Raw genomic sequence first — 21622 nt, forward strand, 5'->3', positions numbered from 1 at the left:
CATGGCCGGCGAACTCACCCTGTTGTTCATCGCCCTCGGCGTCATCATCATCCTGCTCGACCTCTGGGCCATCGTCAGCGTGTACCGCAGCGACAAGGGCGTAGAGGCCAAGGCCCTGTGGTCACTGGGCATTGCGTTGTTCCCGCTGCTCGGTCTGGTGCTGTGGGGCATTTTCGGCCCGCGTGGCATGGCCAACCCACCCTCGTCGCTAGAGCACAGCAAGTGAGGCGCGCTCACGGCCGCAGCACCACCTTGCGGCAGTCGTCTTCCTGCTTGTCGAACAGCTTGTAGCCTTCCGCCGCCTGCTCCAGCGGCAGGCGGTGGCTGATGATCACATCCGGTTTCAGCTCACCGCGTTCCACGTGGGTCAGCAGCTTGGGCAACAAGGACTGCACGTGGGTCTGGCCCATCTTGAAGGTGAGGCCCTTGTCGAAGGCATCGCCGAACAGGAAGCCGTGAATGAAACCGGCGTAGACCCCCGGTACGCTCACCGTGCCGCCTCGGCGCACGGCGGCGATGCACTGACGCAGAGCCTTGCCGCTGCTGGCTTCCAGCTTGAGCGTGGTGAGGATGGTTTCAGTGGTGCTGCCCTTGGCTTCGAAGCCCACCGCATCGATGGCCGCATCTACGCCGCGATGGCCGGCGGTTTGCTCGATGATGGCTTCGGCGGGATCGCCCACCAGGTCGAAGTTGATCGGGATGATGCCGTAGGTCTGGCGGGCGAATTCCAGGCGATAAGGCGACTCATCGACCATGAAGATCTGCTCGGCACCCAGCAGTCGCGCGCACGCAGCTGACATCAACCCCACCGGGCCCGCCCCGTAGATGGCCACGCTGCTGCCCGACCGGATGCCGGCGTTGATGGCGGCCTGGTAGCCGGTAGGCAGGATGTCGGTGAGAAACAGCACCTGCTCGTCCTGTAGCGTGCCCGGTACCTTCATCGGCCCGACATTGGCCTTGGGCACCCGCACGTACTCCGCCTGACCGCCCGGCACGCCGCCGTAGAGGTGGCTGTAGCCGAACAGCGCGGCGCCGGAGGGAATCTGTTTCTTGTTGAGGATGGCGCCACGGCCGGGGTTGGTGGTCTCGCAGGCGGCGTGCAGGTTCATGGTGCAGAAGAAACAGGTGCCACAGGCGATCACGAATGGCACTACCACCCGATCACCCTTGCTCACTCGCGTCACGTCACGGCCGGCGTCCACCACCTCGCCCATGAACTCATGGCCGAAGATGTCGCCGCCCTTCACCTGAGGGATCTTGCCGCGATACAGGTGCAGGTCCGAGCCGCAGATGGCCGTGGCGGTCACCCGCAGAATGATGTCGTCGTCGGCCAGCATGACCGGATCGGCAACGGTATCGACGCGCACATCGTGGCTGCCGTGGTAGGTGAGCGCTCGCATGCAGTGATCCTCGTCTGATGGGCAATTCCCTCTATCGAGGAAGCTACTGACGAGGGAGTTCACAGAGCTGGACGGGCGGTGAACAAGCCGCTTCGCATGGGCCTTTCAGCCCGGTTTCGCTGCAGCGCAGCGGCAGAAAATATCCCTAGAACCTCCGCGGGACACCTTCCTCAGAACTAGGTAGCCACATCAGCCATGAGGAGAAAAACCATGTCAGCCAACAAGAAGAGCCCTAGCCAGGCGGCAGGCACCGATACCACCGACCGCGGCAACAGCAACGCCAAGCTGGAGCAGCTCGATACCTGGCGCGAAGACGCCAGCGGCGAGGCCCTGACTTCCAACACCGGGGTCAAGGTGGCGGACAACCAGAACACGCTGAAGGCCGGCGAGCGGGGCCCCTCGCTGCTGGAAGACTTCCTGATGCGCGAGAAAATCACCCACTTCGACCACGAGCGCATTCCCGAGCGGGTAGTGCATGCCCGTGGCTCGGCAGCCCACGGCTACTTCCAGGTCTACGAGTCGTTGAGCAAGATCACCAAGGCTGACTTCCTCAACCATCCCGAGAAGAAGACCCCGGTGTTCGTGCGCTTCTCCACCGTGCAGGGCCCGCGCGGCTCGGCGGACACGGTGCGCGACGTGCGTGGCTTCGCCACCAAGTTCTATACCGACGAGGGCAACTTCGACCTTGTCGGCAACAACATGCCGGTGTTCTTCATCCAGGACGCGATCAAGTTCCCCGACTTCGTCCACGCGGTGAAGCCGGAGCCGCACAATGAAATCCCTACCGGCCAATCGGCCCATGACACCTTCTGGGACTTCGTCTCGCTGCAGCCGGAGTCCGCGCACATGGTGCAGTGGGCCATGTCCGATCGCGGCATCCCGGTGGCCTACCGGGCCATGCAGGGTTTTGGCGTGCACACCTTCCGCCTGATCAATGCCGAGGGCCGCAGCGTATTCGTCAAGTTTCACTGGCGACCGGTGTCCGGCACCTACTCGCTGGTGTGGGATGAGGCGCAGAAGTTGGCCGGCAAGGACCCGGACTTCAACCGCCGGCAGCTGTGGGAGGACATCGAGAGCGGCGACTATCCGGAATGGGAGCTGGGCCTGCAGGTGATTCCCGAGGAGGACGAGCACACGTTCGACTTCGACCTACTCGACCCGACCAAGCTGGTGCCCGAGGAGCTGGTGCCGGTGCGGCTTGTCGGCAAGATGGTGCTCAACCGCAACCCGGACAACTTCTTCGCCGAGACCGAGCAGGCGGCCTTCCATATTGGCCATGTGGTGCCGGGCATCGACTTCAGCAACGACCCGCTGCTGCAGGGTCGGCTGTTCTCCTACACCGACACCCAGCTGTTGCGCCTGGGCGGGCCTAACTTCAACGAGCTGCCGATCAACCGGCCGCTATGCCCGTTCCATAACAACAACCGCGATGCGCCGCATCGGCAGACCATCAACAAGGGCAGGGCAGCCTACGAGCCCAACTCCATCGACGGAGGTTGGCCCAAGGAGACGCCGGAGGCGGCCAGCGGTGGTGGCTTTGCCTCGTACCCGGAACCGATGAGCGGGGTGAAGTTGCGCAAGCGCGCTGACTCCTTCGCTGATCACTTCTCCCAGGCGCGGCTGTTCTGGAACAGCATGGCGGCGCATGAGCAGGAGCACATGATCGCCGCCTACAGCTTCGAGCTAGGCAAGGTGGAGAGTCGCGAGATCCGCGAACGCGAGCTCAACCAGATCCTCGCCAATATCGACCTGACGCTGGCCTCTCGGGTGGCGGAGAATCTTGGCCTGCCGACACCGAGCGCCGGCACCGCTGCACCTGCGCAGAGCTCGTTGCAGGCGTCGCCGGCGCTGAGCCAGGCCAACCTGCTGTCGGGCAACATCCGCTCGCGCAAGGTGGCGATCCTGCTGGCCGAAGGTGCCAATGCCGACGACATCAGCCACATCATCGGTGTACTCACTGGCGAGGGCGCGACCACCAAGCTGATCGGCCCGACCTCGGCGGCAGTCAAGACCAGCGACGGCAACACCCTGCTGCCGGACGACACCTTCGACGGCCTGCCCTCGATTGCCCTGGACGCCGTATTCGTGCCAGGCGGTGCACAGGCAGCCAAGGCGCTGGAGGGCAATGGCGCCGCGCTGCACTACCTGCTGGAGGCCTACAAGCACCTGAAGGCCATTGCCCTGTGCGGCGAGTCGGGTGACCTCGCCAAGCTGCTGCGCCTGGAGGCGGACGAGGGACTGCTGACGGCCGACAAGGCGTCGGGCCTGTGCACCAAGCTGGTCAAGGCGATGGCTCAGCACCGGGTGTGGGCACGGGAGCCGAAAGCCAAGGCCATTCCGGCCTGATGACGTGTTCGCCCGCGTCGTACGGCGCGGCGCACTGTCACGCGATCTGCCGGTCGGCGTTTGAGTAAAACCTTCTTCACGGGGCGAAGGTCGACTGATTGAACAGGTGCTGCGGCCATCCCGGCCGAGGAGGCAAATATGACTATTCGATGCTTGATCGTTGGTTGTACCTGGGCCGGTGGCGTGGCCACTCTTATCGGCAAGGAGACCCTGCTGTGCCAATGCTGCAGTCGCTGCGGCAGCTTCCGTTACCTGCCGGAGACCTGAGTTATGCACGGAGCCGAGCATCATGCCTAGGGCCATCTGGAAAGGAGCCATCAGCTTCGGGCTGGTGCATATCCCGGTTGCCCTGGCATCGGCCACTGCTTCCCAGGGCGTGAACTTCGACTGGCTGGACAAGCGCAGCATGGAGCCGGTCGGCTACAAGCGAGTGAACAAGGTCACCGGCAAGGAGGTGACCAAGGAGAACATCGTCAAGGGCGTTGCCTATGAGAAGGGCCGCTACGTGGTGCTCAGCGAGGAGGAAATCCGTGCAGCACACCCGGAGTCGACCCAGACCATCGATATCTTCGCCTTCGTCGACAGCCCGCAGATTCCGTTGCAGCACATCGATACCCCTTACTACCTGGCTCCCGACCGCCGCGGCGAGAAGGTCTACGCGCTGCTGCGCGAGGCGCTGAAAAGCACCGACAAGGTGGCCCTGGCCCATGTGGTGCTGCATACCCGCCAGCACCTGGCAGCGCTGATGCCGCTGGAGGACGCCCTGGTACTGGTGATGCTGCGCTGGCCCGGCGAGGTGCGCGGCCTGGAAACGCTGGAACTGGGCCCGGCGGTGACCAAGCCCAAGCTGGTCAAGAGCGAGCTGGACATGGCCAAGCGCCTGATCAAGGACATGAGTGCCGACTGGCAGCCGGATGAGTACGTGGACAGCTTCCAGGACCGCATCATGGAACTGGTGGAGCGCAAGGCCAAGGCCGGCAAGATCGAGGACGTGGAGCGCGTCGAGGGAGAGGAGGCGCGGCGCAGTGCCGATGTCATCGACCTCACCGAGCTGCTCAAGCGCAGCCTCGGTGGCAAGCCCACGAGCAAGGCGAAGCCCAAGGCGGCAAGCAAAGGCACGACCACGCGCAAACCTGCCAAGACCGCACGCCAGTAAGCCAGGACAACGACCATGGTCAGGGCCCACAGCGAGTACAACCGCAAACGCAATTTCGAGCAGACCAGCGAGCCCCGCGAACAACCGCGCAAACGGGCGGGCAAGGCCGGCGCGCTGCGCTTCGTGGTGCAGAAGCACGATGCCCGCCATCTGCACTACGACTTCCGTCTGGAGCTGGATGGCACGCTGAAAAGCTGGGCGGTGCCCAAGGGACCGAGCCTGGACCCGCAGCACAAGCGCCTGGCCGTGCATGTGGAGGATCACCCGTTGGACTACGCCGGCTTCGAGGGCAGCATTCCCGAGGGCAACTACGGCGCCGGCGACGTGATCGTCTGGGACCATGGCATCTGGCAGCCGCACGGTGACCCGGTCGCCGACTACGCGGCGGGCAAGCTCAAGTTTGGCCTGGTCGGCGAGAAGCTGGCTGGCGACTGGACCCTGGTGCGTACCCGCCTGCGTGGCAGCGGCGACAAGGAACAGTGGCTGCTGATCAAGGAGCGCGACGAGCAGGCGCGTTCGAGCGACGACTACGACATCGTAGAGGACCAGCCGCAGAGCGTGATCAGCGGTGCGCTGGTGGGCGGGCCGAGCAAGGCCGGCAAGCGCAAGGTGTCGGCTAAGTCGTCAACCAAACCAGCGGCGAGCGAACCTGCAGCGGCTCCGTTTCCCGATACGTTGGCGCCACAGCTGGCCACGCTGATCGACCGGCCGCCGGAGGGTGACTGGCTGTACGAGGTGAAGTTCGACGGCTACCGCATCCTCGCCCGCATCCGCGAGGGTGAGGTGCGTCTGTTCACCCGCAACGGTCATGACTGGACCGAGCGCCTGCCACTGCAGGCCAAGGCCCTGGCCAAGCTAGGCCTGCATAACAGCTGGCTGGACGGCGAAGTGGTGGCGCTCAACGAGCAGGGCCTACCGGACTTCCAGCAGTTGCAGAGCGCCTTCGAGATTGGCCGCAGTCACGACCTCATCTACTACCTGTTCGATGCGCCCTTCATCAACGGCGAGGACCTGCGCCAGATTCCGCTGGAGAAACGCCGGGCTCGGCTCAAACTGTTGCTGGGCAACCCGCGCAACAGCCCGTTGCGCTTCTCCGCGGCGTTTACCGCCCACCATCAGGACATCCTTGAGAGCGCCTGCTCCATGTCCCTGGAAGGGGTGATCGGTAAGCGTGCCGGCAGCAGCTATGTATCGCGGCGTAGCCCGGACTGGATCAAGCTCAAGTGCCGTCTGCGCCAGGAGTTCGTCATCGTTGGCCACACCCGGCCGCAGGGCAGCCGCAGTGGCTTCGGGGCGCTGCTGCTGGCGGTCAACGACGAAGATGGGCTGCGTTATGCCGGGCGGGTCGGCACCGGCTTCGGCGAATCGTCGCTCAAGATGCTGCACCAACGCCTGCAGCAGTTGGCGTGCAGCGACTCGCCGCTGGCCAAGAAGCTGACCGCGGCCCAGGCGCGTGGCGTCAGCTGGGTCGAGCCGCAACTGGTGGGCGAGGTGGAGTTTGCCGAGTGGACACGCGAGGGCATCGTGCGCCAGGCCAGCTTCATCGCCTTGCGTAGCGACAAGCCGGCGGCGCAGATCGTGCGCGAGCGGCCGAGCGCGCCGGCCGAGCCGAAGACCAGGAAGATCGCGAGCGGCGCAGCCGGAAAGTCAGCCGGCAAACCGGTGGTGGCCGGCGTGCCGATCAGCAATCCGCAGCGGGTGATCGATCCGGACAGCGGCACCACCAAGCTGCAGCTGGCGCAGTTCTACGAGCGCATCGCCGACTGGGTGTTGCCGTACCTGGACAATCGTCCGGTATCGTTGGTGCGGGCGCCGGAGGGCGTTGGTGGCGAGCATTTCTTCCAGAAGCATGCCGAGCGCCTGGCCATTCCCCATATCAAGCACCTGGACCCCAGATTGGACCCCGGCCACGCCCGGCTGATGGAAATCGACAGCCTGCCGGCGCTGGTGGGCGCCGCGCAGATGGGCTGCATCGAACTGCACACCTGGGGTGCCACCAGTGACCGCATCGAGACGCCTGACCATTTCGTCCTGGACCTCGACCCGGACCCGGCGCTGCCCTGGCGCAGCATGCTGGAAGCGACCCGCCTGACCTTGACCGTGCTCGACGAACTGGGCCTGGACGCGTACCTCAAGACCAGCGGTGGCAAGGGCATCCATATCATCGTGCCGCTGTCCCGGCGCGCCGGCTGGGATGAGGTCAAGGCCTTCGCCAAGGCCGTGGCCCAGTTCATGACCCGCCAGCTGTCGGAGCGCTTCACTGCTACTTCGGGGCCGAAGAACCGGGTCGGCAAGATCTTCATCGACTATCTGCGCAACGGCCGTGGTGCCAGCACGGTGGCCGCGTATTCGCTGCGTGCGCGTCCCGGCTTACCGGTGTCGGTACCGATTGCCCGTGACGAGCTGGACGATCTGCGCAGCGCCCAGCAGTGGACCATCGACAACCTGCCCCAGCGCCTGGACCAGCTGCAGCAGGACCCCTGGCACGGCTACGCCAATCGCCAACGCCTGACCCGCGCCATGTGGGAGCGGCTCGGCGCCACACCCCCTTGAACGATTTGGAGGAACCCCAGATGAGCGAGAAGCAGACTCTGCCACCGCAGCACCAGGACATTCCCCACGGCAGCGAAGGTCAGATGCGTCCGCAGCCTATCTACATCGATGACCACTACCGCGCTGCCGGCAAGCTGGAAGGCAAGGTCGCCATCGTCAGCGGTGCTGACAGTGGCATCGGTCGGGCAGTGGCCGTGCACTTCGCCGCAGAGGGCTGCGACATCGTGCTGCTCTACCTCGACCGCGAGGAAGATGCCCGTCACACCCAGGCCGAAATCGAGAAACGTGGCCGCCAGGTGCTGCCGCTGGCCGGCGATGTGGCCGATGCGGGCTTCTGCAAGCAGGTGGTCGACGCAGCCGTCGGCAAGTGGGGGCACATCGACATCCTGATCAACAACGCCGGCGAACAGCAGCCGCAGGAGGGGCTGGAGGACATCAGCGAGGATCAGTGGCAGCAGACCTTCCGCACCAACATCTTCGGCATGTTCCAGCTGACCAAGGCCGCGCTGCCGCATCTGAAAAAGGGGGCGACCATCGTCAACACCACCTCGATCACGGCCTACAAGGGCAACCCGATGCTGCTGGACTATTCATCCACCAAGGGCGCCATCACCACCTTCACCCGCTCGCTGGCGCTGAACCTGGTCAAGCGTGGCATTCGTGTCAATGCGGTGGCCCCGGGGCCGATCTGGACGCCGCTGATCCCGTCTACCTTCCCGGAGGACAAGGTCGCCACCTTCGGCGCGGAGACGCCTATGCAGCGTCCCGGCCAGCCATCCGAGGTAGCGCCGGCCTTCGTCTACCTGGCCAGCAACGACTCGTCCTACGTCAGCGGGCAGGTGCTGCACGTGAACGGTGGGTACGTGGTCAACGGCTAGTCTGCCGTTGTAGAGCTCACGGGCGGTTGAGCAATCCGATGCCGGGATGTGGGATGGTGGCTTCCGACAGGATGAACAGGAAGGGAATCCGGCGTTTATCGACAGCTCGCAAGGACCGTTGCCCATCCGCGAGTTCTGCAACCGTCCTGAGTATGCACTTCGCCTGACGGATGTTTCTCGCTCGGCCATGAGGTCGCTCTTTAGCCGAGCGTTAGCGGCAGGCTCCGTCGACCAGTTCGACCCGCGCCAGTATCGGCAGGTGGTCGGAACCCAGGTTGGGCCCGCGCTCGCTGCTGAGCAGGCGCCAGTGGGCGGAGGCCAGCACGTGGTCGATGGGGATGCCGATCAGGCCCAGTCCCGCGCTTGGCCATGTCGGGCCGAGGCCGCTGGCGCGCCGCCAGCCGAGGGTGTCGAGGTCGGTGAAGGCGCTCGACCAGGGGCTGGCGTTGAGGTCGCCGGCGAGCAGGGCGGGGCCGGCGCCGCTGGCCTGGATCAGTTGTTTCAGCAACCGATCGCGGCGTTCCTGGTCTTCCGGCAGCAGCGGTGGCATGGGGTGAAGGGCGGTCATGTTCAGGGCGCAGCCGGCGAAGTCCAGCTGTGCCTGCAGGTGCACGATGCCCTGGTCGTCGCGGCCCTTGTGGCCCTGTTCCAGTGGCAGGCGGGAGAGCAGGGCGATGCCGAAGGGCGAGTTTTCGGCGTGGACCAGCCGATGCGGATAGCCGGGCAGCTTTTCCAGTTCCCGGGCGTAGCGCGGCGAGACTTCCAGCAGCACCACCAGATCCGGTCGTGTCTGCTCCAGCCAGGCGGCCAGCGGCTCCAGGTTGGAGTTTTCCAGGTGCAGGTTGGCGCTGGCCACGCGCAGCTTCGGACCTTCCCCGCTGCCTGACGGCAGCACGGGCGTGGCGCTCAGCCAGGGCAGTGGCAAGGCCAGCAGCGCCAGCAGCCAGCGCCGCTCACGCCAGGCACCGCCAAGGGTGGTCAGCACCAAGCCGGTGACGAACAGCCATTGCCAGTGGCTGGCCAGGTCGAGCAGCCAGGTCAGTGTGCCCGCGGTGCCGGCCAGCGGCTGCAGCCAAGGCAGGAGCAGGCCGAGCAGGCAGGCGAGGGAGAGGAACCAGAGGTCGTAGCGAAGTGGCTGCATGGGTGGGCGGGAGCCGGCGGTGGGCTGAGCACGGAGCATGGCCGCTGTGTCCCGGGCCGGCAAGTTCAGCGGGAGAGTCGGTCGAGGATTTCGGCGAAGTATGGGCGCTCGTCGAGGATCGACGATACGCAGCGGCGCTGCAGTTGCCACAGAGGTTCCAGCTCGCTCGAATCGCAGCGTTGCAGCAGTTCTTCCAGCAGGCAGCCGAAGGCACGCGCCTCGATGCGTTGCAGCGCGCGGCCGGTGGTGCTGCGAGGGGCGAAGAAGGAGGCGGCGCCGAAGTCGCCGAGCAGACAATGGCCGGCCTGGTTCACCAGCAGGTTGTGGGCGTACAGGTCGCCATGCAGGATGCCGCGTTCGTGCAGGTGTGCCATCGCTGCGGCGGCGCCGCGGGCGATGTGCAGGGCTTCGTCTGCGTTGAAGCGGCGGCCCTCGGTGTAGATGTCGCGGGTGCAGCTGGCCAGTGAGGGCGGGCCGGCCAGGTTGCGATACTGCGGGCCGACCAGCTCCAGCAGCAGGCCGGTCGGCTCGCCAGGCTGCTCGGCCAGCGGGCCGGCGACATGGATCAGGTTGTCCTGCTCGCCGGCGGCCAGGCAGGCGGCCATTTCGCTGTGGGGCAGGCCGTCGCTGGTCAGCTCGCCCTTGAACAGCTTGGCGGCCATGGCGCGGGTGGGCTGGCCGGGTTGCTGCCAGTCGGCGCGGTGGATGATGCCCGAGGCGCCCTGGCCGAGAATTTCGCCCAGCTCGATCTGGTTGCGCGCGATGGCTGGCAGCGGGTGGTGTGCCAGCGCCTCGGCTTCACTGGCATCGCTGCCCGGGTTGCCGGCGAAGGCCAGCCAGGTCAGGCGCGGTAGACGCAGCAGCCAGTCGGGCAGGGAGTCGAGGCGGTTGGCGGCGATGCGCAGCAGTTCCAGGCGGTGCAGTTGCGCCATGCTTTCCGGCAGCGCGCTCAGGCGGTTGCCGGCCAGCATCAGTTTCTGCAGCCGCGGGCGCTCACCCAGTTCGTTGGGCAGCGCTGCGATGCGGTTGTCGGTGAGGATCAGCCAGCGCAGCTGTTGCGGCAGCGCGGCGGCCGGCACGTGCTGGAGGTGGTTGGCCTTGAACCCGACCATCTCCAGCTGCGGGCAGTCGCCGAGCACTTCCGGCAGGGTCTCGAAGGGGTTGTCCGAGCAGAACAGCACCTTGAGCTTGTGCAGTCGCGACAGGTCGTGAGGCAGGTCGGTCAGGTGGTTGCCACTGAGGTTGAGCACTTCCAGGCTGTCGGCCAGGGCGAAGATCTCGCGGGGAAACTCCGTGAGGTCGGCGGCCAGGTCCAGGCGAGTGATGCCGGTCAGCTCGCCGCGGCGCAGCTGTTCGAGGCTATGCATGAGGGCGCAGCCGGCTGGTGTTGACCACGTCCACCGCGCGGGCGCGCAGTTGGCCGCAGCCGCCATCGATGTCTTGCCCGGCGCTGTTGCGCACCTTGGTCAGTACGCCGCGGCTGTGCAGGTAGCGCACCATCTGCACGATGCGCTGGCCGTCCGGGCGCTGGTACTCGTCCATTTCCAGGCTGTTGTAGGGGATCAGGTTGAGCACGGCGTAGCGGCCCTTGAACAGGCGCAGGATGGCGTCCATCTCATCCTGGCTGTCGTTGATGCCCTTGAGCAGGGTCCACTGGTACTGGATCGGGTAGCCGACCTGGCGGGCGTAGGCTTCGCCCAGGGTCATCAGCTCCTCGGGGGTGATCTTCGGCGCCTTGGGCAGCAGGCGCTCGCGCAGGGCGGCGTCGGTGCTGTGCAGCGACAGGGCCAGGGCCGGCTTGACCCGCTGCTGTGGCAGGCGCTCGAACACCCGTGGGTCGCCGACGGTGGAAAACACCAGATTCTTGTGGCCGATGCCGCCGTCGGTGCCGAGCAGGTCGATGGCCTCCAGCACGTTGTCGAGGTTGTGCGCCGGTTCGCCCATGCCCATGAATACCACTTTCTTCACCGGCCGGTAGCGGCGCGCCAGGGCCACCTGGGCGGCGATTTCGGCGCTGCTGACCTGACGCAGCAGACCGCTCTTGCCGGTCATGCAGAACACGCAGCCGACGGCGCAACCGACCTGGGTTGATACGCACAGGCCGTCGCGCGGTAATAGCACGCTTTCCACCATCTGGCCGTCGCCCAGTTCCACCAGCAGGCGAACCGAGCCGTCGGCGGCCGGGTGCTCGGAGCGGACCCGGGCCAGGCCTTCCAGTTCCTCGCTCAGCTGCGGCAGACCGTTGCGCACGGACAGCGGCAGGAAGTGCTCGGTGTGTTGGCGCTTGATGCCGGTGTTCAGCGGCTTGCCCTGCAGCCAGGCGCGTATCACCCGGCCGCTATGGGCGGGCAGGGCGCCGAGGTCGGCGAGGCGCTGGTGGATGTCGGAGATTCGCATGGGGCGCGCATGCTACCACCGGGTGGTGGTAGCGCGTAGAGGTGGTCGCCTGGGTTGGCGCGGCATGTTTTTTTGGGTGCCGGCGCCGCAGGCCGTCGAAGTGGGGGCAGTCTGCGGTACGTCAGGTCACTGCGGCACGACGCTGATGGCGACGGCGGTAGTGACGCGCAGTACCACCTGACGGCCAAGGTACTCGGTCTTCATGTCCACATCCGGGCGGACCTTGATGGTGCGCTCGCTGCCATCGGGCAACTGCAGGGTGGCCGTGCGCAGGACGGTGTCCATACCCTTGACCAGTGCCGTGACCTCCACGGTGTCAGCCGCCAGTACGCCCGGCTTGTCGCCCAGCGGCGCGGTGGCGAGCATGCCAGCGGCCCCGTCCTCCGCCGGTTCTCCAGGTTGACGCAGATAGACGATGCGCTCCTGGGTGACCACGGCCCGGACCTTGTCTCCCACCTTCAGTTGCTCGAAGTTCTGCATCTGCTCGGGGGCATGGAGGGTGCGGCTGTTACCCAGGTTGTCTCTGAGGGTAAAGGTGCGCTTGGTGGTGTCGACCGCACTGACGCTGGCATCCAGCTCCTCGGTCTCCTGCACGACCCCTCCCGGGACGCCTTCGGCATAGGCAGCGGTGCGGCTGTAGTCCGTAGCCAGTTCATTGTCCGCGTTGCTCTGGCAGCCGAGCAGCAGGCTGGAGGCCAGGGAGAGGTAGAGAAGATGGCTTGTGCTCATGGGGTCGCTCCTTGCTTCATGGGGTCTGCGGTTCGGTGTTGCGGATCTCGTAGATGGCGTCATCCGGACGCATTGGCCGAAGGTGGATCAGGTAGCTGGGGCCTGGAGTGCCCAGGGTCATCTCGCTCAGGTTGAAGCGCACGTCGAGCTTGAGGTACTTGATCTCGCCGGGGGCGACGCTGAAGTTCTGCTTGATATCGCGTGGTTCCCACTTGGCCTGGCGGGTCAGGCCGGTGATGCGAATGCTGTGGCGCCCCGGCGGCAGTTCGACGCGGCGGTGGGAGTTGAACTGAAGGGTGCCAACGCTCTGCTCGTCGATCAGCACATCCGGATAGGAGAAGCGCAGGGGCTGGCGGCCAGGGTTGTCCGCCTCGGGGCGGTACAGATAGACCACGGCCTGGTCCGGGCTGCTGGGCGGTACCGCTTCGAAGTAGCCGGGACCGGCGCAGCCGGTGAGCACGAGCAGGGCAGTGATCAGGGACGGCAGTCGGCGCATGGGCGCTCCTTCTGGGCGTGTTGGCTCACAGCAGCGTAGCAGCGAGCCGGAAGCCCAGCGGCGGGTACGAGGAAATTAGCCGGGCGTGCGGCGCTTTCGGCTCAGGCCTGGAAGTGGAGGGCCAGCCAGACGGCGTCCTGCGAGCATTCGGCCACTCGATGGAGGCAGTGGGCGGGGATCAGTACCGCATCGCCGGCCACCAGCGCCTGGTCGCCTTCGTCGAACTGCAGTCGCGCCGTGCCGCGCAGCAGGACTACCCACTCCGGCCGTGGCTGGTCGTACCAGAAACCTTCCGGGCTGGCCTGGCCGTGGGAGACGATCTGCTCCAACTGCAGTCGCTCGGTCTGCAGCAGGGGCACGAATCGCTCTTCTCTTTCTGCCGAGGTCGGTGGGGGTAACAGGCGGGTCAGTATCGGCAGTGTCATCGCGTCATTCCTTGTACGGGTGGGGGCTCAGCGTGCCAGATCGTCAGCACGCTTGCCCATGTACCCATACACAGTTTCAGCGCGCCGGAAGGAAACGGCCAAAACCGGGCTGCCGGCCCAGTTCCGGCACCACCTGCTCATCGTCCACCGCCAGCCTGCCGTTGATCAGCACATGGCTGACGCAGCCGGGGTTGCGGCAGACCATGCGTGGGATGCCGAAACCCTGCATCTCGTCCCAGGTCTCTCGTTCGAGGTTCTGGCGCAGGCCTGCGGGGTCGAGCAGTACGATGTCGGCGCGGTCACCCTCGCGGATGTAGCCGGCCTCGATGCCCAGCCACTCCGCCTGTTCTCCGGTGAGCCGGTGTACGGCACGCTCCAGGCTCATCACCGGCGCACCCTCATCGTGGCTCTCCTGCACCAGCCTGAGCATGCGCAGAGGCAAGTTGTAGAAGGCCATGTTGCGGATGTGGGCGCCGGCGTCGGAGAAGGTGATCAGGGTATTGGGGCTACGCACCATCTCGCGCAGCCGGTCCTTGCGGTGGTTGCCGATCACGGTGAACCAGCGCAGCTGGCGGCCATGCTGCACCACCATGTCGAGGAATAGGTCGACCACGTGCAGCCCGCGCTCATTGGCCAGGTCGGCGAAGTTGCGCCCGACCAGCGAGGCGTCGGGGCAGCCGAGGATCACAGCGTCGCCGAAGTCGCGCTGCCACACGCGGGGTGACAACTTGTCGGCGTAGTATTTGCGGAAGGTGCGACGGTACTGCTCGTTCTGCAGCAGCAGGTTGCGTTCGAGGTGATCCTTGACGTCGAGGGCCATTTCGCCAGCGCCGAACTCCTCGAACAGCACGATATCCATGCCGTCGGCGTAGATGGCAAAAGGTGTAGGTAGCAACTGCCAGCGGAAGTCGCCGCCGAGACGGTTTGTGACCCAGGCGGAGAGTCGGGCGAGCAGGGCCAGGCTGCTGTTGCCCTTGAGGTCGAGCAGGGAGATCAGTGTGGTCTTCAGCGGCTTGCGCAGCAGACCGATGGCCTCGCCGATGTACTGGGTGATCTGCAGCGGATTGGCGGCGTTGGGCGCGCCCTGGTGTACGCGGCCGCGCTTGCGCAGCAGACGATTGAGACGGCGCACTTCGCCCCAGCGTGCGTAGGTGCTGGGCAGGCTCTTCGACCACTCGCGGTCACCGTCGATCTTGTCCCACTTCAGGCACATGGTGGAGAGGCCGAGGAAACCGCAGTCCAGCGCTTCTTCGAGCACATTCTCCATGTGCTGCATTTCCTCCTCGCTCGGGCGCACCTGACGGTCGGTGGCGCGGTGCAGGCCCATGGTCGCCACGCGCAGGTCACTGTGGCCAAGGAAGCTGATCAGGTTCGGCCCCAGTGGATGGCGGTCGATGAACGCGCGCCATTGGCTCGGACTGCTCCAGGTCTTGTGCTCGGTCAGGATGGGCAGGACCTTCTCGCGTGGCACTGTCTCGACCCGTGTGAAGATGTCCGAGGCGTCTTCGGCCTCGCTGCACACCATGCTCAGCGAGCAGCTGCCGACCAGCACGGTGGTTACGCCGTGGCGCACGGACTCGGACAGACTGGGCGCGACGATCAGCTCGGCGTCGTAATGGGTGTGGGTATCGAGAAAGCCCGGGGTGATCCACTTGTCGCGGGCGTCGATCACCCGCTCGGCCAGGCTCTCGTCGAGCGGCTCGGTGCTGACCAGGGCGACGCGACCATCCTTGATCGCCAGGCTGCGGATGGTGGAGGGCGAGGGGCTGCCGTCGAAGTAGCGGCCGCCCTGGAGGATCAGGTCGTACTGGGCCATGAGTCACTCTCTTTATTGTTGTTCTGAGGTGAGACTAGGCCGAGTACGGCTTACAAACTTGTCATGACACGACAATCACGGCATTTTCTGACCACCTGATCGGAGAATTGCATGACCATTCGCTACGAAGTCCGCAGTGCGGCGCTGACCGGCTTGCCGACCGAAGTGATGCGTCTTGGTGGTGACCTGGATGCGTTGCTGGCGGGTGTCGGTCTGAGTCGGGCCGAGCTGGAAGACGGTGATTGTCTGATTCGCATCGAGCAGTTGGTTCGCCTGTTGGCCGAGGGGGCGGACCAGCTGCACTGTCCCGATCTCGGCCTGCGCCTGGCGCATCATCATGGTGTGGAGATGCTCGGGCTACTGGGCCGCCTGCTGGTGCGCGAACCTGACCTGCATACGGCTTTTCTTGCCGTACAGCGCTATCTGGCGCTGCACAACAAGGCCGAGCACTGGCGCCTGCTGGCGCTCGAGGGGCGAGTGAAGGTGCAGCGCATCGAGCATTTCTTCGCCGAGGAGGGTGCCCAGCAGTACCGGGAAATGGCCATTGCTGATTGCGCACGCCTGGTGCGTGCCATGGGCGGAACCGACCTGCGTCCGCTGCGCATCGAGTTCAGTCATAGCCCGGTCGCGCCGCTGTCGGCCTATCGCCAGCACCTGGGCTGCGAGGTGCGCTTCGATCAGGAAACGGATTGCCTGGTGTACGACGCAGAAATCCTCACACGCCCTGTGCTGAGCATCTCGAATGACCGATCAGTATGGCTCGACGACTACCTGCGGGCGCTGCTCGACGGCTTGCAGGACGATCTTGAGCTACAGGTGCGTAGCCTGGTGGTGCAGACCATCGGCCTGCGCGAGCACTCGCTGGGGCACATCGCCGAGCTGCTCGGGCTACAGGCGCGCACCCTGCAGCGGAGGCTGCAGGCTCAGGGACTGACCTTCAGGCAACTGGTGCATCAGGTAAAGATGGATACGGCCGGCTGGCACGTGCAGGCCTCGTCCATGCCGCTGACCCTGCTTGCCGACGTGCTCGGCTACACCGAGCAGGCGGCATTCTCCAAGGCCTTCCGCAATCATTTCGGCGAGTCGCCGTCGGCCTGGCGCAGGCTTCATCGCGGCGGAGCGGCGGGCTGAGGGGGCGACGTGCTATCTTTCGCTCTTTTGCGGAGACACCGATGAAGTTCATTCACCAGCGCGAGCACCTCAGCGAGGGCGATACGGTCGTCATCCACTGCTCACAGCCCTGCAACATTCGCCTGATGAGCGATGCGAACTTCCGCAGCTTCAAGAACGGTGGCCGTCATACCTACCACGGCGGCGCCTTCGATCGCTTCCCGGCGCGCATCAAGGTGCCCAGCGATGGCTTTTGGAACGTCACGCTGGACACCGTCACCCGCCGTGCAGCCAGCCTGACGCGCAAGCCGCAGATGGAATACACGATCAAGTTCCTGCGCCACTCCGGCGCCTGATCGGCGACCGGCCTCACATCGGCTGCCGATCGAATTAGCGACCGGCACGCTCGTTTTCGGACAGGTTCACCCGGCCAACTCCAGCAATCTTGCGCCCCTCGCTGGTATCGATCAGGCGTAGGGCGAGCTTGAACTCCGGCCAGTCCTTGCCCTGAATCTGCAGCAGGCCAGGCTCGGATTCGCAGCGATAGGGCAGGAAACCGTCATCGGGTGAGTCCTGGGCGTCGAGGATGAGATCCATGCCCCAGCCAAGTTCGGGGTCCATCGCCAAGCCCTGGTCGCGCTCGGCAATGTAGGCATCGATGAGAACTGGAGCGGCGAGCGGCTGGGACCTCAGCCATGCCTCGACGGCCTTGTCCGTAGTCCTGATCATCTTCAGATAACTGTCCATGAAGGCTACTGCCAGCGCACTGTCTTCAGCGCAGTCGGCGAAGCTGTTGATGGGCAGCAGGGTCGCCAGCAGCATCGTTGCCATCCGGGCTCCGATGCCGGCACTACGGCCGGACCTGCCGAACCGCATGGCGGTCAGTGCCTGGTCTTTGATCGGGTTCGATACCGCAAGATGACAACGCATGAAGCCGCTCCTCGTCCGTGAAAGCGCGAGGGTAGCGAAAAAGTCCGTCGATAGGTTCTCTCCGGCATGCTTTCGCTGTGGCTGCATCGCAATTCTTTCGAGCATGTCTCGAAAAGGCGAGAGTCGATCTCAGATGTCGTTCAGACGCTGTAGCTCGCGACGCACCATGGCCGCGTATTCGGGTGGGGTGAGGTGGTATAGCTCGGCAGCCACCCAGTCCAGCCAGCGTGCGCCGAGTGCGGGCCGCTGCTCCAGCAGGCGCCGGGCTTCTGCCTCGGCGCGTGCGGCATGCTGCTGGTGGTAGGTGGCTCGGTCCATCAGCCGCCGAGGCCGACGTAGACGTTCTGCACGTCGTCGTGGCCGTCGATGGCCTCGAGGAAGGCCTCGACTTCTTCCAACTGCTCGGGAGTCAGGCTGGTCACCGGGTTCTTCGGCATGTAGCCGATCTTCGCCGCGTTGACGGTGAAACCATGCTCCGGCAGGGCTTTGCACACGGCGTCGAGGTCGGTCATTTCGGTGATGAACAGGGTGTCGCCTTCATCGGCCGGCTCGAAGTCCTGTGCACCGGCTTCGATGGCGGCCAGTTCCGGGTCGGCGCCGCTGTCGGTGGAGGCTTCGATCATGCCGACATGGTTGAAGTCCCAGCTCACCGAGCCGGAGGCGCCCATCTGGCCTTTGCGGAACAACACGCGGATTTCCGCCACGGTGCGGTTCACGTTGTCGGTCAGGCATTCGATGATCACCGGCACCTGGTGCGGGGCGAAGCCTTCGTAGGTGAGGCGCTCGAAGTTGACGGTCTCGCCCAACAGGCCGGCGCCTTTCTTGATGGCGCGCTCCAGGGTGTCCTTAGGCATCGAGGCTTTCTTGGCCTGGTGCACGGCGACGCGCAGCTTGGGGTTCAGGTCAGGATCGGCGCCGTTGCGTGCGGCGACCATGATCTCCTTGACCAGGCGGCCGAAGATCTTGCCCCTGGCGTTGGCTGCGGCTTCTTTAGGTTTGGCTTTCCACTGTGCGCCCATGACGGAGTTCTCGCGAGTTGCGTCTGACGGAGCCCCGCAAGTGCGGGGCGAATTGAGGGGGCCGATTCTAACGGGTCTGCTTTCAGACGGCGATGGTGAAGACGGGCAGGTACAGCACGACCAGCAAACCAAGCAGTGCAAGCCAGGTGAAGGCGGTGGCGAAGCTCAGCAGTATCGCGGCCCAGCGTGCCCGGATGAACAGCCAGATGCAGAGCCCTATCAGGTTCGCGACCAGGGCGACGCGCAGGAACAGCCAGATCTGCTGCGGGTGATCCACAACCCAGTGGCTGAGCCAGGGGATGTCGTTGGCGAAGCCGCCGAACAGTTGGCCGAAGCCGGGCAGCGACTGCCACAGTCCGTAAGCCAGCGGCGCGGCGATCAGCAGGGCGAGCAGGGAAAGAATGATCTTGAGGGGCGAGCGGGGGATTACGGTGGCGCGGTCCATGCGGGTGTCCTGACAAGGCGAGTGTGCAGTGTCCCCCGGATGGCCGCACAAAGAAAACCCCGTGCACGGCAGAGCCGGCACGGGGTTGTGGGTCAGGCGGCGAAGCCACCGTCGATCAGCAGGTTGGCGCCGGTGATGTAGCCCGCTTCCGGGCCGGCCAGGTAGGCGACGAAGCTGGCGATTTCCTCGACCTGGCCATAGCGCCCGACGGCCATCATCGGTTTCAGCGAGGTGGCGAAGTCGGTGTTGTCCGGGTTCATGTCGGTATCCACCGGGCCGGGCTGCACGTTGTTGACGGTGATGCCGCGCGGGCCGAGGTCACGCGCCAGGCCCTTGGTCAGGCCCACCAGGGCGGACTTGCTCATGGCATACACGGCGCCGCCCGCGAAGGGCATGCGGTCGGCGTTGGTGCTGCCGATGCTGATGATGCGTCCGCCGTCTCCCATGTGCCGGGCGGCTTCCTGGCTGGCGATCACCACGCTGCGCACGTTGATCGCCAGGGTGCGGTCGAGGTCGTCGATGCTGAACTCCTCGATCGGCGCGATGGCCAGCACACCGGCATTGTTGACCAGGATGTCGAGGCGGCCGAAGACGCGCACCGCTTCGCCGATGGCGCCGCGGATTTCCTGCTCGCTGGCGCTGTCGGCACGAATTGCCAGGGCGCGGCCACCGGCCGCTTCGACTTCGGCGACCAGCGCATTGGCGCTGGCGGCGGACTGGCTGTAGGTGAAGGCCACGGCGGCTCCGTCACGGGACAGGCGTTTGACGATGGCAGCACCGATGCCGCGCGAACCGCCTTGGATGAAAGCGACTTTGTTGCTCAGGGAAAGGGAAGTGGTCATGGTCATCTCCGAAAGGGGTAAGTGATTAGGTAGGTTTGTTGCGTGACGGAGCTGAGTATCTGCCGGTTATTCATCCATGATTAGCCGTTAATTCGTGGTTTCTTTAGATCGTAACGGTTTATAGTTGAGGCATGGATACCCTCAATTGCATCGACTGTTTTGTCCGTAGCGCAGAGGCGGGAAGCTTCGCCGAGGCCGCGCGGCGTTTGGGCTTGACACCGGCGGCGGTGGGCAAGAATGTGGCCAGCCTGGAGGCGCACCTGGGCGTACGGCTGTTCCAGCGTAGTACGCGCAGCCTGACCCTGACCGAAGCTGGTGAGCGCTTCCTGCTGGAGTCGGTCGGCGGTTTGAACGATCTGAAAGCGGCCATGGCCAACCTGGCCGATCGCCAGGGCCAGCCTGTCGGGGTGCTGAAGGTGAGCATGGGTAATGCCTTTGGCCGCTATTACGTGATGCCGTTGCTCCCGGAGTTTCTCGCCCGTTATCCCGGCGTGCAGCCGGACTTTCATTTCGACAATCGTCCCGTGGACCTGATTGCCGAAGGCTTCGACGCTGCTATCGGGGGTGGTTTCGAGCAGGCGCCCGGGGTTGTGGCGCGCGAACTGGCGCCGGCGCACCGGGTGCTACTGGCGTCTCCAGCCTACCTGGCCGAACACGGAGCGCCCCGCGAGCCGGGTGAATTGACCGGGCACGATGGCATCCTCATCCGTGCTGTGCAGACTGGTCGCATTCGCTCCATGTTGCTGCGTAATCGCGAAGGCCAGCAGGCTGCCATCGACCTGCGTCCTCGGCTCGTCATGGGCGACCCGGAAGCGGCTTGCCAGGCGGCACTCATGCACCTCGGTATCTGCCTGGTGGCCATGCCGCACGCGCTGCCGCACCTGCAGGCCGGCACGTTACAGCGGGTATTGCCGGACTGGTACGTGGACACCGGCATCATCTCCATCCACTTTGCCGCGCAGAAACTGCTGCCGCAAAAGACCCGCGTGTTCATCGACTTCATGGTCGAGCAGTTTCGCGCCCTGGGGCTGGATCGGCAGTTTTCGGCTCGCTGAAGTCTAGGGCCGAGGACCGCTCGGTTTGACGAAGACCAGGGTCATACGGTCTGGCTCGCCGATCTTCTCGTACTGGCGCTTGTCCTCGGCGCTGCCACCACTCAGGTAGGGCGGCAGGCTCCAGACGCCGTTAGGGTGGTCGTGGGTGTCCTGCGGGTTGGCATGCATTTCCTCGAGGGTGGCGAGCACGAAGCCGGCGTCCTTGGCCTTGCCGATCACGTGGTCGGTGGGCAGGTAACCGGTGTCTTTCACCTGATCCAGGGTGGCGTCCTTGGCCGCGCGGAAGGCGGTCACGCCCAGCTTGCCGCCGGGCTTGAGAACCTTGTAGGCGGCGCTGAACATGGCGGCTTCGCTGCCGCTCGCCTGCCAGTCGTGGATATCGTCGAAGCTGACCACCAGATCCACCGATTCCGCATCGCCTAATTTGGGAGCCTTGCCCTCGAAGTCGATGACGCGCATGGCGTCATAGCGTGCCGGATCTTTCTCGAAGCGGCTGCGTAGTTCCGCCGCCGCAGCCTTCTGCTTGGCATCGTCGGTGCCGCCGAAAGCGACGATGTACTGGCCTTGGCCACGCAGCAGCGGGGCGAGGATCTCGCTGTACCAGCCATCGCCGGGGCTGATCTCCAGCACCGTCTGGGTTGGCGACAGGTCGAAGAAGCGCAGTGTCTCGACCGGTCGGCGGCCGGGATCGCGCAGGCGGTGCTCGGACGAGCGCCATTCACCGGCGAGTACCTTGTTGTATTGGTCGTCCTTGATCTGGCCGGTGCTGTCGAGGGGCTCATCGGCCGCGTGAAGTGGGGTGCACAGGGCAAGCAGCAGCGTGGGTAGGCAGGGTAGTAAGCGGCGGGTCATGGCGGTTCCTCCGAGGCGCGTACTTCTAATGT

General features: G+C 65.3%; 23 protein-coding genes. 9 read left to right on the forward strand and 14 right to left on the reverse strand.

Features of this window, described 5'->3' with window-relative positions; all coding sequences use genetic code 11:
• The first annotated feature begins 1 nt into the window (after position 1).
• On the forward strand, positions 2 to 226 hold the full coding sequence (locus IB234_RS17360; RefSeq protein ID WP_192320210.1) for a PLD nuclease N-terminal domain-containing protein: 225 nt from the start codon (positions 2 to 4) through the stop codon (positions 224 to 226).
• Positions 227 to 233: 7 nt separating this feature from the next.
• On the opposite strand, the gene IB234_RS17365 is transcribed toward IB234_RS17360, so the two are convergent.
• Entirely contained in the window at positions 234 to 1400 is a 1167-nt protein-coding gene (locus IB234_RS17365; RefSeq protein ID WP_192320212.1) for a zinc-dependent alcohol dehydrogenase, read from the reverse strand.
• A 210-nt stretch (positions 1401 to 1610) separates the two neighbouring features.
• On the opposite strand from IB234_RS17365, the gene katE reads away from it, so the two are divergent.
• From katE to IB234_RS17385, 5 genes are all read left to right on the forward strand, one after another.
• A complete protein-coding gene (gene katE / locus IB234_RS17370) occupies positions 1611 to 3746 on the forward strand; it encodes a catalase HPII (protein ID WP_192320214.1) in 2136 nt (711 codons plus the stop codon).
• Between the two features lie 138 nt (positions 3747 to 3884).
• Complete coding sequence (locus IB234_RS24165) at positions 3885 to 4013, forward strand: PSPA7_2676 family Cys-rich small protein (protein WP_263864198.1); 129 nt, start codon at positions 3885 to 3887, stop codon at positions 4011 to 4013.
• A 22-nt stretch (positions 4014 to 4035) separates the two neighbouring features.
• Positions 4036 to 4902 (forward strand): Ku protein, encoded by an 867-nt coding sequence (locus IB234_RS17375; protein WP_192320216.1) that lies wholly within the window; start codon positions 4036 to 4038, stop codon positions 4900 to 4902.
• A 15-nt stretch (positions 4903 to 4917) separates the two neighbouring features.
• Positions 4918 to 7455 carry a DNA ligase D gene (ligD, locus tag IB234_RS17380; RefSeq protein ID WP_192320218.1) on the forward strand — a complete coding sequence of 846 codons (2538 nt, stop codon included), beginning with the start codon at positions 4918 to 4920 and terminating at the stop codon, positions 7453 to 7455.
• Positions 7456 to 7475: 20 nt separating this feature from the next.
• The gene (locus IB234_RS17385) at positions 7476 to 8333 is read left to right on the forward strand and encodes an SDR family oxidoreductase (protein ID WP_192320220.1); all 858 of its coding nucleotides are present in this window, start codon (positions 7476 to 7478) and stop codon (positions 8331 to 8333) included.
• 211 nt (positions 8334 to 8544) lie between these two features.
• On the opposite strand, the gene IB234_RS17390 is transcribed toward IB234_RS17385, so the two are convergent.
• The 7 genes from IB234_RS17390 to IB234_RS17420 all read right to left on the reverse strand — a co-directional run bounded on the left by IB234_RS17390 (position 8545) and on the right by IB234_RS17420 (position 15337).
• A complete protein-coding gene (locus tag IB234_RS17390) occupies positions 8545 to 9513 on the reverse strand; it encodes an endonuclease/exonuclease/phosphatase family protein (RefSeq protein ID WP_192320222.1) in 969 nt (322 codons plus the stop codon).
• A 26-nt stretch (positions 9514 to 9539) separates the two neighbouring features.
• Entirely contained in the window at positions 9540 to 10841 is a 1302-nt protein-coding gene (locus IB234_RS17395; RefSeq protein WP_192320224.1) for a leucine-rich repeat-containing protein kinase family protein, read from the reverse strand.
• On the reverse strand, positions 10834 to 11871 hold the full coding sequence (locus IB234_RS17400; protein WP_192320226.1) for an RNA methyltransferase: 1038 nt from the start codon (positions 11869 to 11871) through the stop codon (positions 10834 to 10836). The genes IB234_RS17395 and IB234_RS17400 overlap by 8 nt, the downstream gene beginning before the upstream one ends.
• Positions 11872 to 11997: 126 nt before the next feature.
• Positions 11998 to 12600, reverse strand: coding sequence for a hypothetical protein (locus tag IB234_RS17405; protein WP_192320228.1), 603 nt, complete (start codon positions 12598 to 12600; stop codon positions 11998 to 12000).
• 16 nt (positions 12601 to 12616) lie between these two features.
• Positions 12617 to 13096 (reverse strand): DUF2846 domain-containing protein, encoded by a 480-nt coding sequence (locus IB234_RS17410; RefSeq protein WP_192320230.1) that lies wholly within the window; start codon positions 13094 to 13096, stop codon positions 12617 to 12619.
• A gap of 101 nt (positions 13097 to 13197) precedes the next feature.
• Positions 13198 to 13521 carry a cupin domain-containing protein gene (locus tag IB234_RS17415; protein WP_192320232.1) on the reverse strand — a complete coding sequence of 108 codons (324 nt, stop codon included), beginning with the start codon at positions 13519 to 13521 and terminating at the stop codon, positions 13198 to 13200.
• A gap of 76 nt (positions 13522 to 13597) precedes the next feature.
• A complete protein-coding gene (locus IB234_RS17420; protein WP_192320234.1) occupies positions 13598 to 15337 on the reverse strand; it encodes an N-acyl-D-amino-acid deacylase family protein in 1740 nt (579 codons plus the stop codon).
• 111 nt (positions 15338 to 15448) lie between these two features.
• Here IB234_RS17420 and IB234_RS17425 point away from each other — a divergent pair, with 111 nt between their 5' ends.
• Positions 15449 to 16468, forward strand: a complete 1020-nt coding sequence (locus IB234_RS17425; RefSeq protein WP_192320237.1) for an AraC family transcriptional regulator — start codon at positions 15449 to 15451, stop codon at positions 16466 to 16468.
• Positions 16469 to 16509: 41 nt separating this feature from the next.
• Positions 16510 to 16803, forward strand: a complete 294-nt coding sequence (locus IB234_RS17430; RefSeq protein WP_192320239.1) for a DUF1883 domain-containing protein — start codon at positions 16510 to 16512, stop codon at positions 16801 to 16803.
• A 34-nt stretch (positions 16804 to 16837) separates the two neighbouring features.
• On the opposite strand, the gene IB234_RS17435 is transcribed toward IB234_RS17430, so the two are convergent.
• From IB234_RS17435 to IB234_RS17455, 5 genes are all read right to left on the reverse strand, one after another.
• Complete coding sequence (locus IB234_RS17435) at positions 16838 to 17377, reverse strand: hypothetical protein (RefSeq protein ID WP_192320241.1); 540 nt, start codon at positions 17375 to 17377, stop codon at positions 16838 to 16840.
• Positions 17378 to 17506: 129 nt separating this feature from the next.
• On the reverse strand, positions 17507 to 17695 hold the full coding sequence (locus IB234_RS17440) for a hypothetical protein (RefSeq protein ID WP_192320243.1): 189 nt from the start codon (positions 17693 to 17695) through the stop codon (positions 17507 to 17509).
• Entirely contained in the window at positions 17695 to 18396 is a 702-nt protein-coding gene (locus tag IB234_RS17445; protein ID WP_192320246.1) for a YebC/PmpR family DNA-binding transcriptional regulator, read from the reverse strand. Before IB234_RS17445 ends, IB234_RS17440 begins: the two co-directional genes overlap by 1 nt.
• An 82-nt stretch (positions 18397 to 18478) precedes the next feature.
• Entirely contained in the window at positions 18479 to 18841 is a 363-nt protein-coding gene (locus IB234_RS17450) for a hypothetical protein (protein ID WP_192320248.1), read from the reverse strand.
• A 92-nt stretch (positions 18842 to 18933) separates the two neighbouring features.
• On the reverse strand, positions 18934 to 19683 hold the full coding sequence (locus tag IB234_RS17455; protein WP_192320250.1) for a 3-oxoacyl-ACP reductase family protein: 750 nt from the start codon (positions 19681 to 19683) through the stop codon (positions 18934 to 18936).
• Between the two features lie 131 nt (positions 19684 to 19814).
• On the opposite strand from IB234_RS17455, the gene IB234_RS17460 reads away from it, so the two are divergent.
• Positions 19815 to 20738 carry a LysR family transcriptional regulator gene (locus IB234_RS17460; RefSeq protein WP_192320253.1) on the forward strand — a complete coding sequence of 308 codons (924 nt, stop codon included), beginning with the start codon at positions 19815 to 19817 and terminating at the stop codon, positions 20736 to 20738.
• A gap of 3 nt (positions 20739 to 20741) precedes the next feature.
• Here the strand turns inward: IB234_RS17460 and IB234_RS17465 are convergent, their stop codons facing one another.
• Positions 20742 to 21590, reverse strand: coding sequence for a class I SAM-dependent methyltransferase (locus IB234_RS17465; protein ID WP_192320255.1), 849 nt, complete (start codon positions 21588 to 21590; stop codon positions 20742 to 20744).
• Positions 21591 to 21622: the final 32 nt, after the last annotated feature.

This window comes from Pseudomonas sp. PDM16 (assembly GCF_014851865.1).
In the GTDB taxonomy this organism is placed as follows: domain Bacteria; phylum Pseudomonadota; class Gammaproteobacteria; order Pseudomonadales; family Pseudomonadaceae; genus Aquipseudomonas.

Coding starts and splice junctions, on each gene's coding strand:
- IB234_RS17360 (WP_192320210.1), top strand. CDS start 2: ATGGCCGGCGAACTCACCCTGTTGTTCATCGCCCTCGGCGTCATCATC.
- IB234_RS17365 (WP_192320212.1), bottom strand. CDS start 1,400: ATGCGAGCGCTCACCTACCACGGCAGCCACGATGTGCGCGTCGATACC.
- katE (WP_192320214.1), top strand. CDS start 1,611: ATGTCAGCCAACAAGAAGAGCCCTAGCCAGGCGGCAGGCACCGATACC.
- IB234_RS24165 (WP_263864198.1), top strand. CDS start 3,885: ATGACTATTCGATGCTTGATCGTTGGTTGTACCTGGGCCGGTGGCGTG.
- IB234_RS17375 (WP_192320216.1), top strand. CDS start 4,036: ATGCCTAGGGCCATCTGGAAAGGAGCCATCAGCTTCGGGCTGGTGCAT.
- ligD (WP_192320218.1), top strand. CDS start 4,918: ATGGTCAGGGCCCACAGCGAGTACAACCGCAAACGCAATTTCGAGCAG.
- IB234_RS17385 (WP_192320220.1), top strand. CDS start 7,476: ATGAGCGAGAAGCAGACTCTGCCACCGCAGCACCAGGACATTCCCCAC.
- IB234_RS17390 (WP_192320222.1), bottom strand. CDS start 9,513: ATGCTCCGTGCTCAGCCCACCGCCGGCTCCCGCCCACCCATGCAGCCA.
- IB234_RS17395 (WP_192320224.1), bottom strand. CDS start 10,841: ATGCATAGCCTCGAACAGCTGCGCCGCGGCGAGCTGACCGGCATCACT.
- IB234_RS17400 (WP_192320226.1), bottom strand. CDS start 11,871: ATGCGAATCTCCGACATCCACCAGCGCCTCGCCGACCTCGGCGCCCTG.
- IB234_RS17405 (WP_192320228.1), bottom strand. CDS start 12,600: ATGAGCACAAGCCATCTTCTCTACCTCTCCCTGGCCTCCAGCCTGCTG.
- IB234_RS17410 (WP_192320230.1), bottom strand. CDS start 13,096: ATGCGCCGACTGCCGTCCCTGATCACTGCCCTGCTCGTGCTCACCGGC.
- IB234_RS17415 (WP_192320232.1), bottom strand. CDS start 13,521: ATGACACTGCCGATACTGACCCGCCTGTTACCCCCACCGACCTCGGCA.
- IB234_RS17420 (WP_192320234.1), bottom strand. CDS start 15,337: ATGGCCCAGTACGACCTGATCCTCCAGGGCGGCCGCTACTTCGACGGC.
- IB234_RS17425 (WP_192320237.1), top strand. CDS start 15,449: ATGACCATTCGCTACGAAGTCCGCAGTGCGGCGCTGACCGGCTTGCCG.
- IB234_RS17430 (WP_192320239.1), top strand. CDS start 16,510: ATGAAGTTCATTCACCAGCGCGAGCACCTCAGCGAGGGCGATACGGTC.
- IB234_RS17435 (WP_192320241.1), bottom strand. CDS start 17,377: ATGCGTTGTCATCTTGCGGTATCGAACCCGATCAAAGACCAGGCACTG.
- IB234_RS17440 (WP_192320243.1), bottom strand. CDS start 17,695: ATGGACCGAGCCACCTACCACCAGCAGCATGCCGCACGCGCCGAGGCA.
- IB234_RS17445 (WP_192320246.1), bottom strand. CDS start 18,396: ATGGGCGCACAGTGGAAAGCCAAACCTAAAGAAGCCGCAGCCAACGCC.
- IB234_RS17450 (WP_192320248.1), bottom strand. CDS start 18,841: ATGGACCGCGCCACCGTAATCCCCCGCTCGCCCCTCAAGATCATTCTT.
- IB234_RS17455 (WP_192320250.1), bottom strand. CDS start 19,683: ATGACCACTTCCCTTTCCCTGAGCAACAAAGTCGCTTTCATCCAAGGC.
- IB234_RS17460 (WP_192320253.1), top strand. CDS start 19,815: ATGGATACCCTCAATTGCATCGACTGTTTTGTCCGTAGCGCAGAGGCG.
- IB234_RS17465 (WP_192320255.1), bottom strand. CDS start 21,590: ATGACCCGCCGCTTACTACCCTGCCTACCCACGCTGCTGCTTGCCCTG.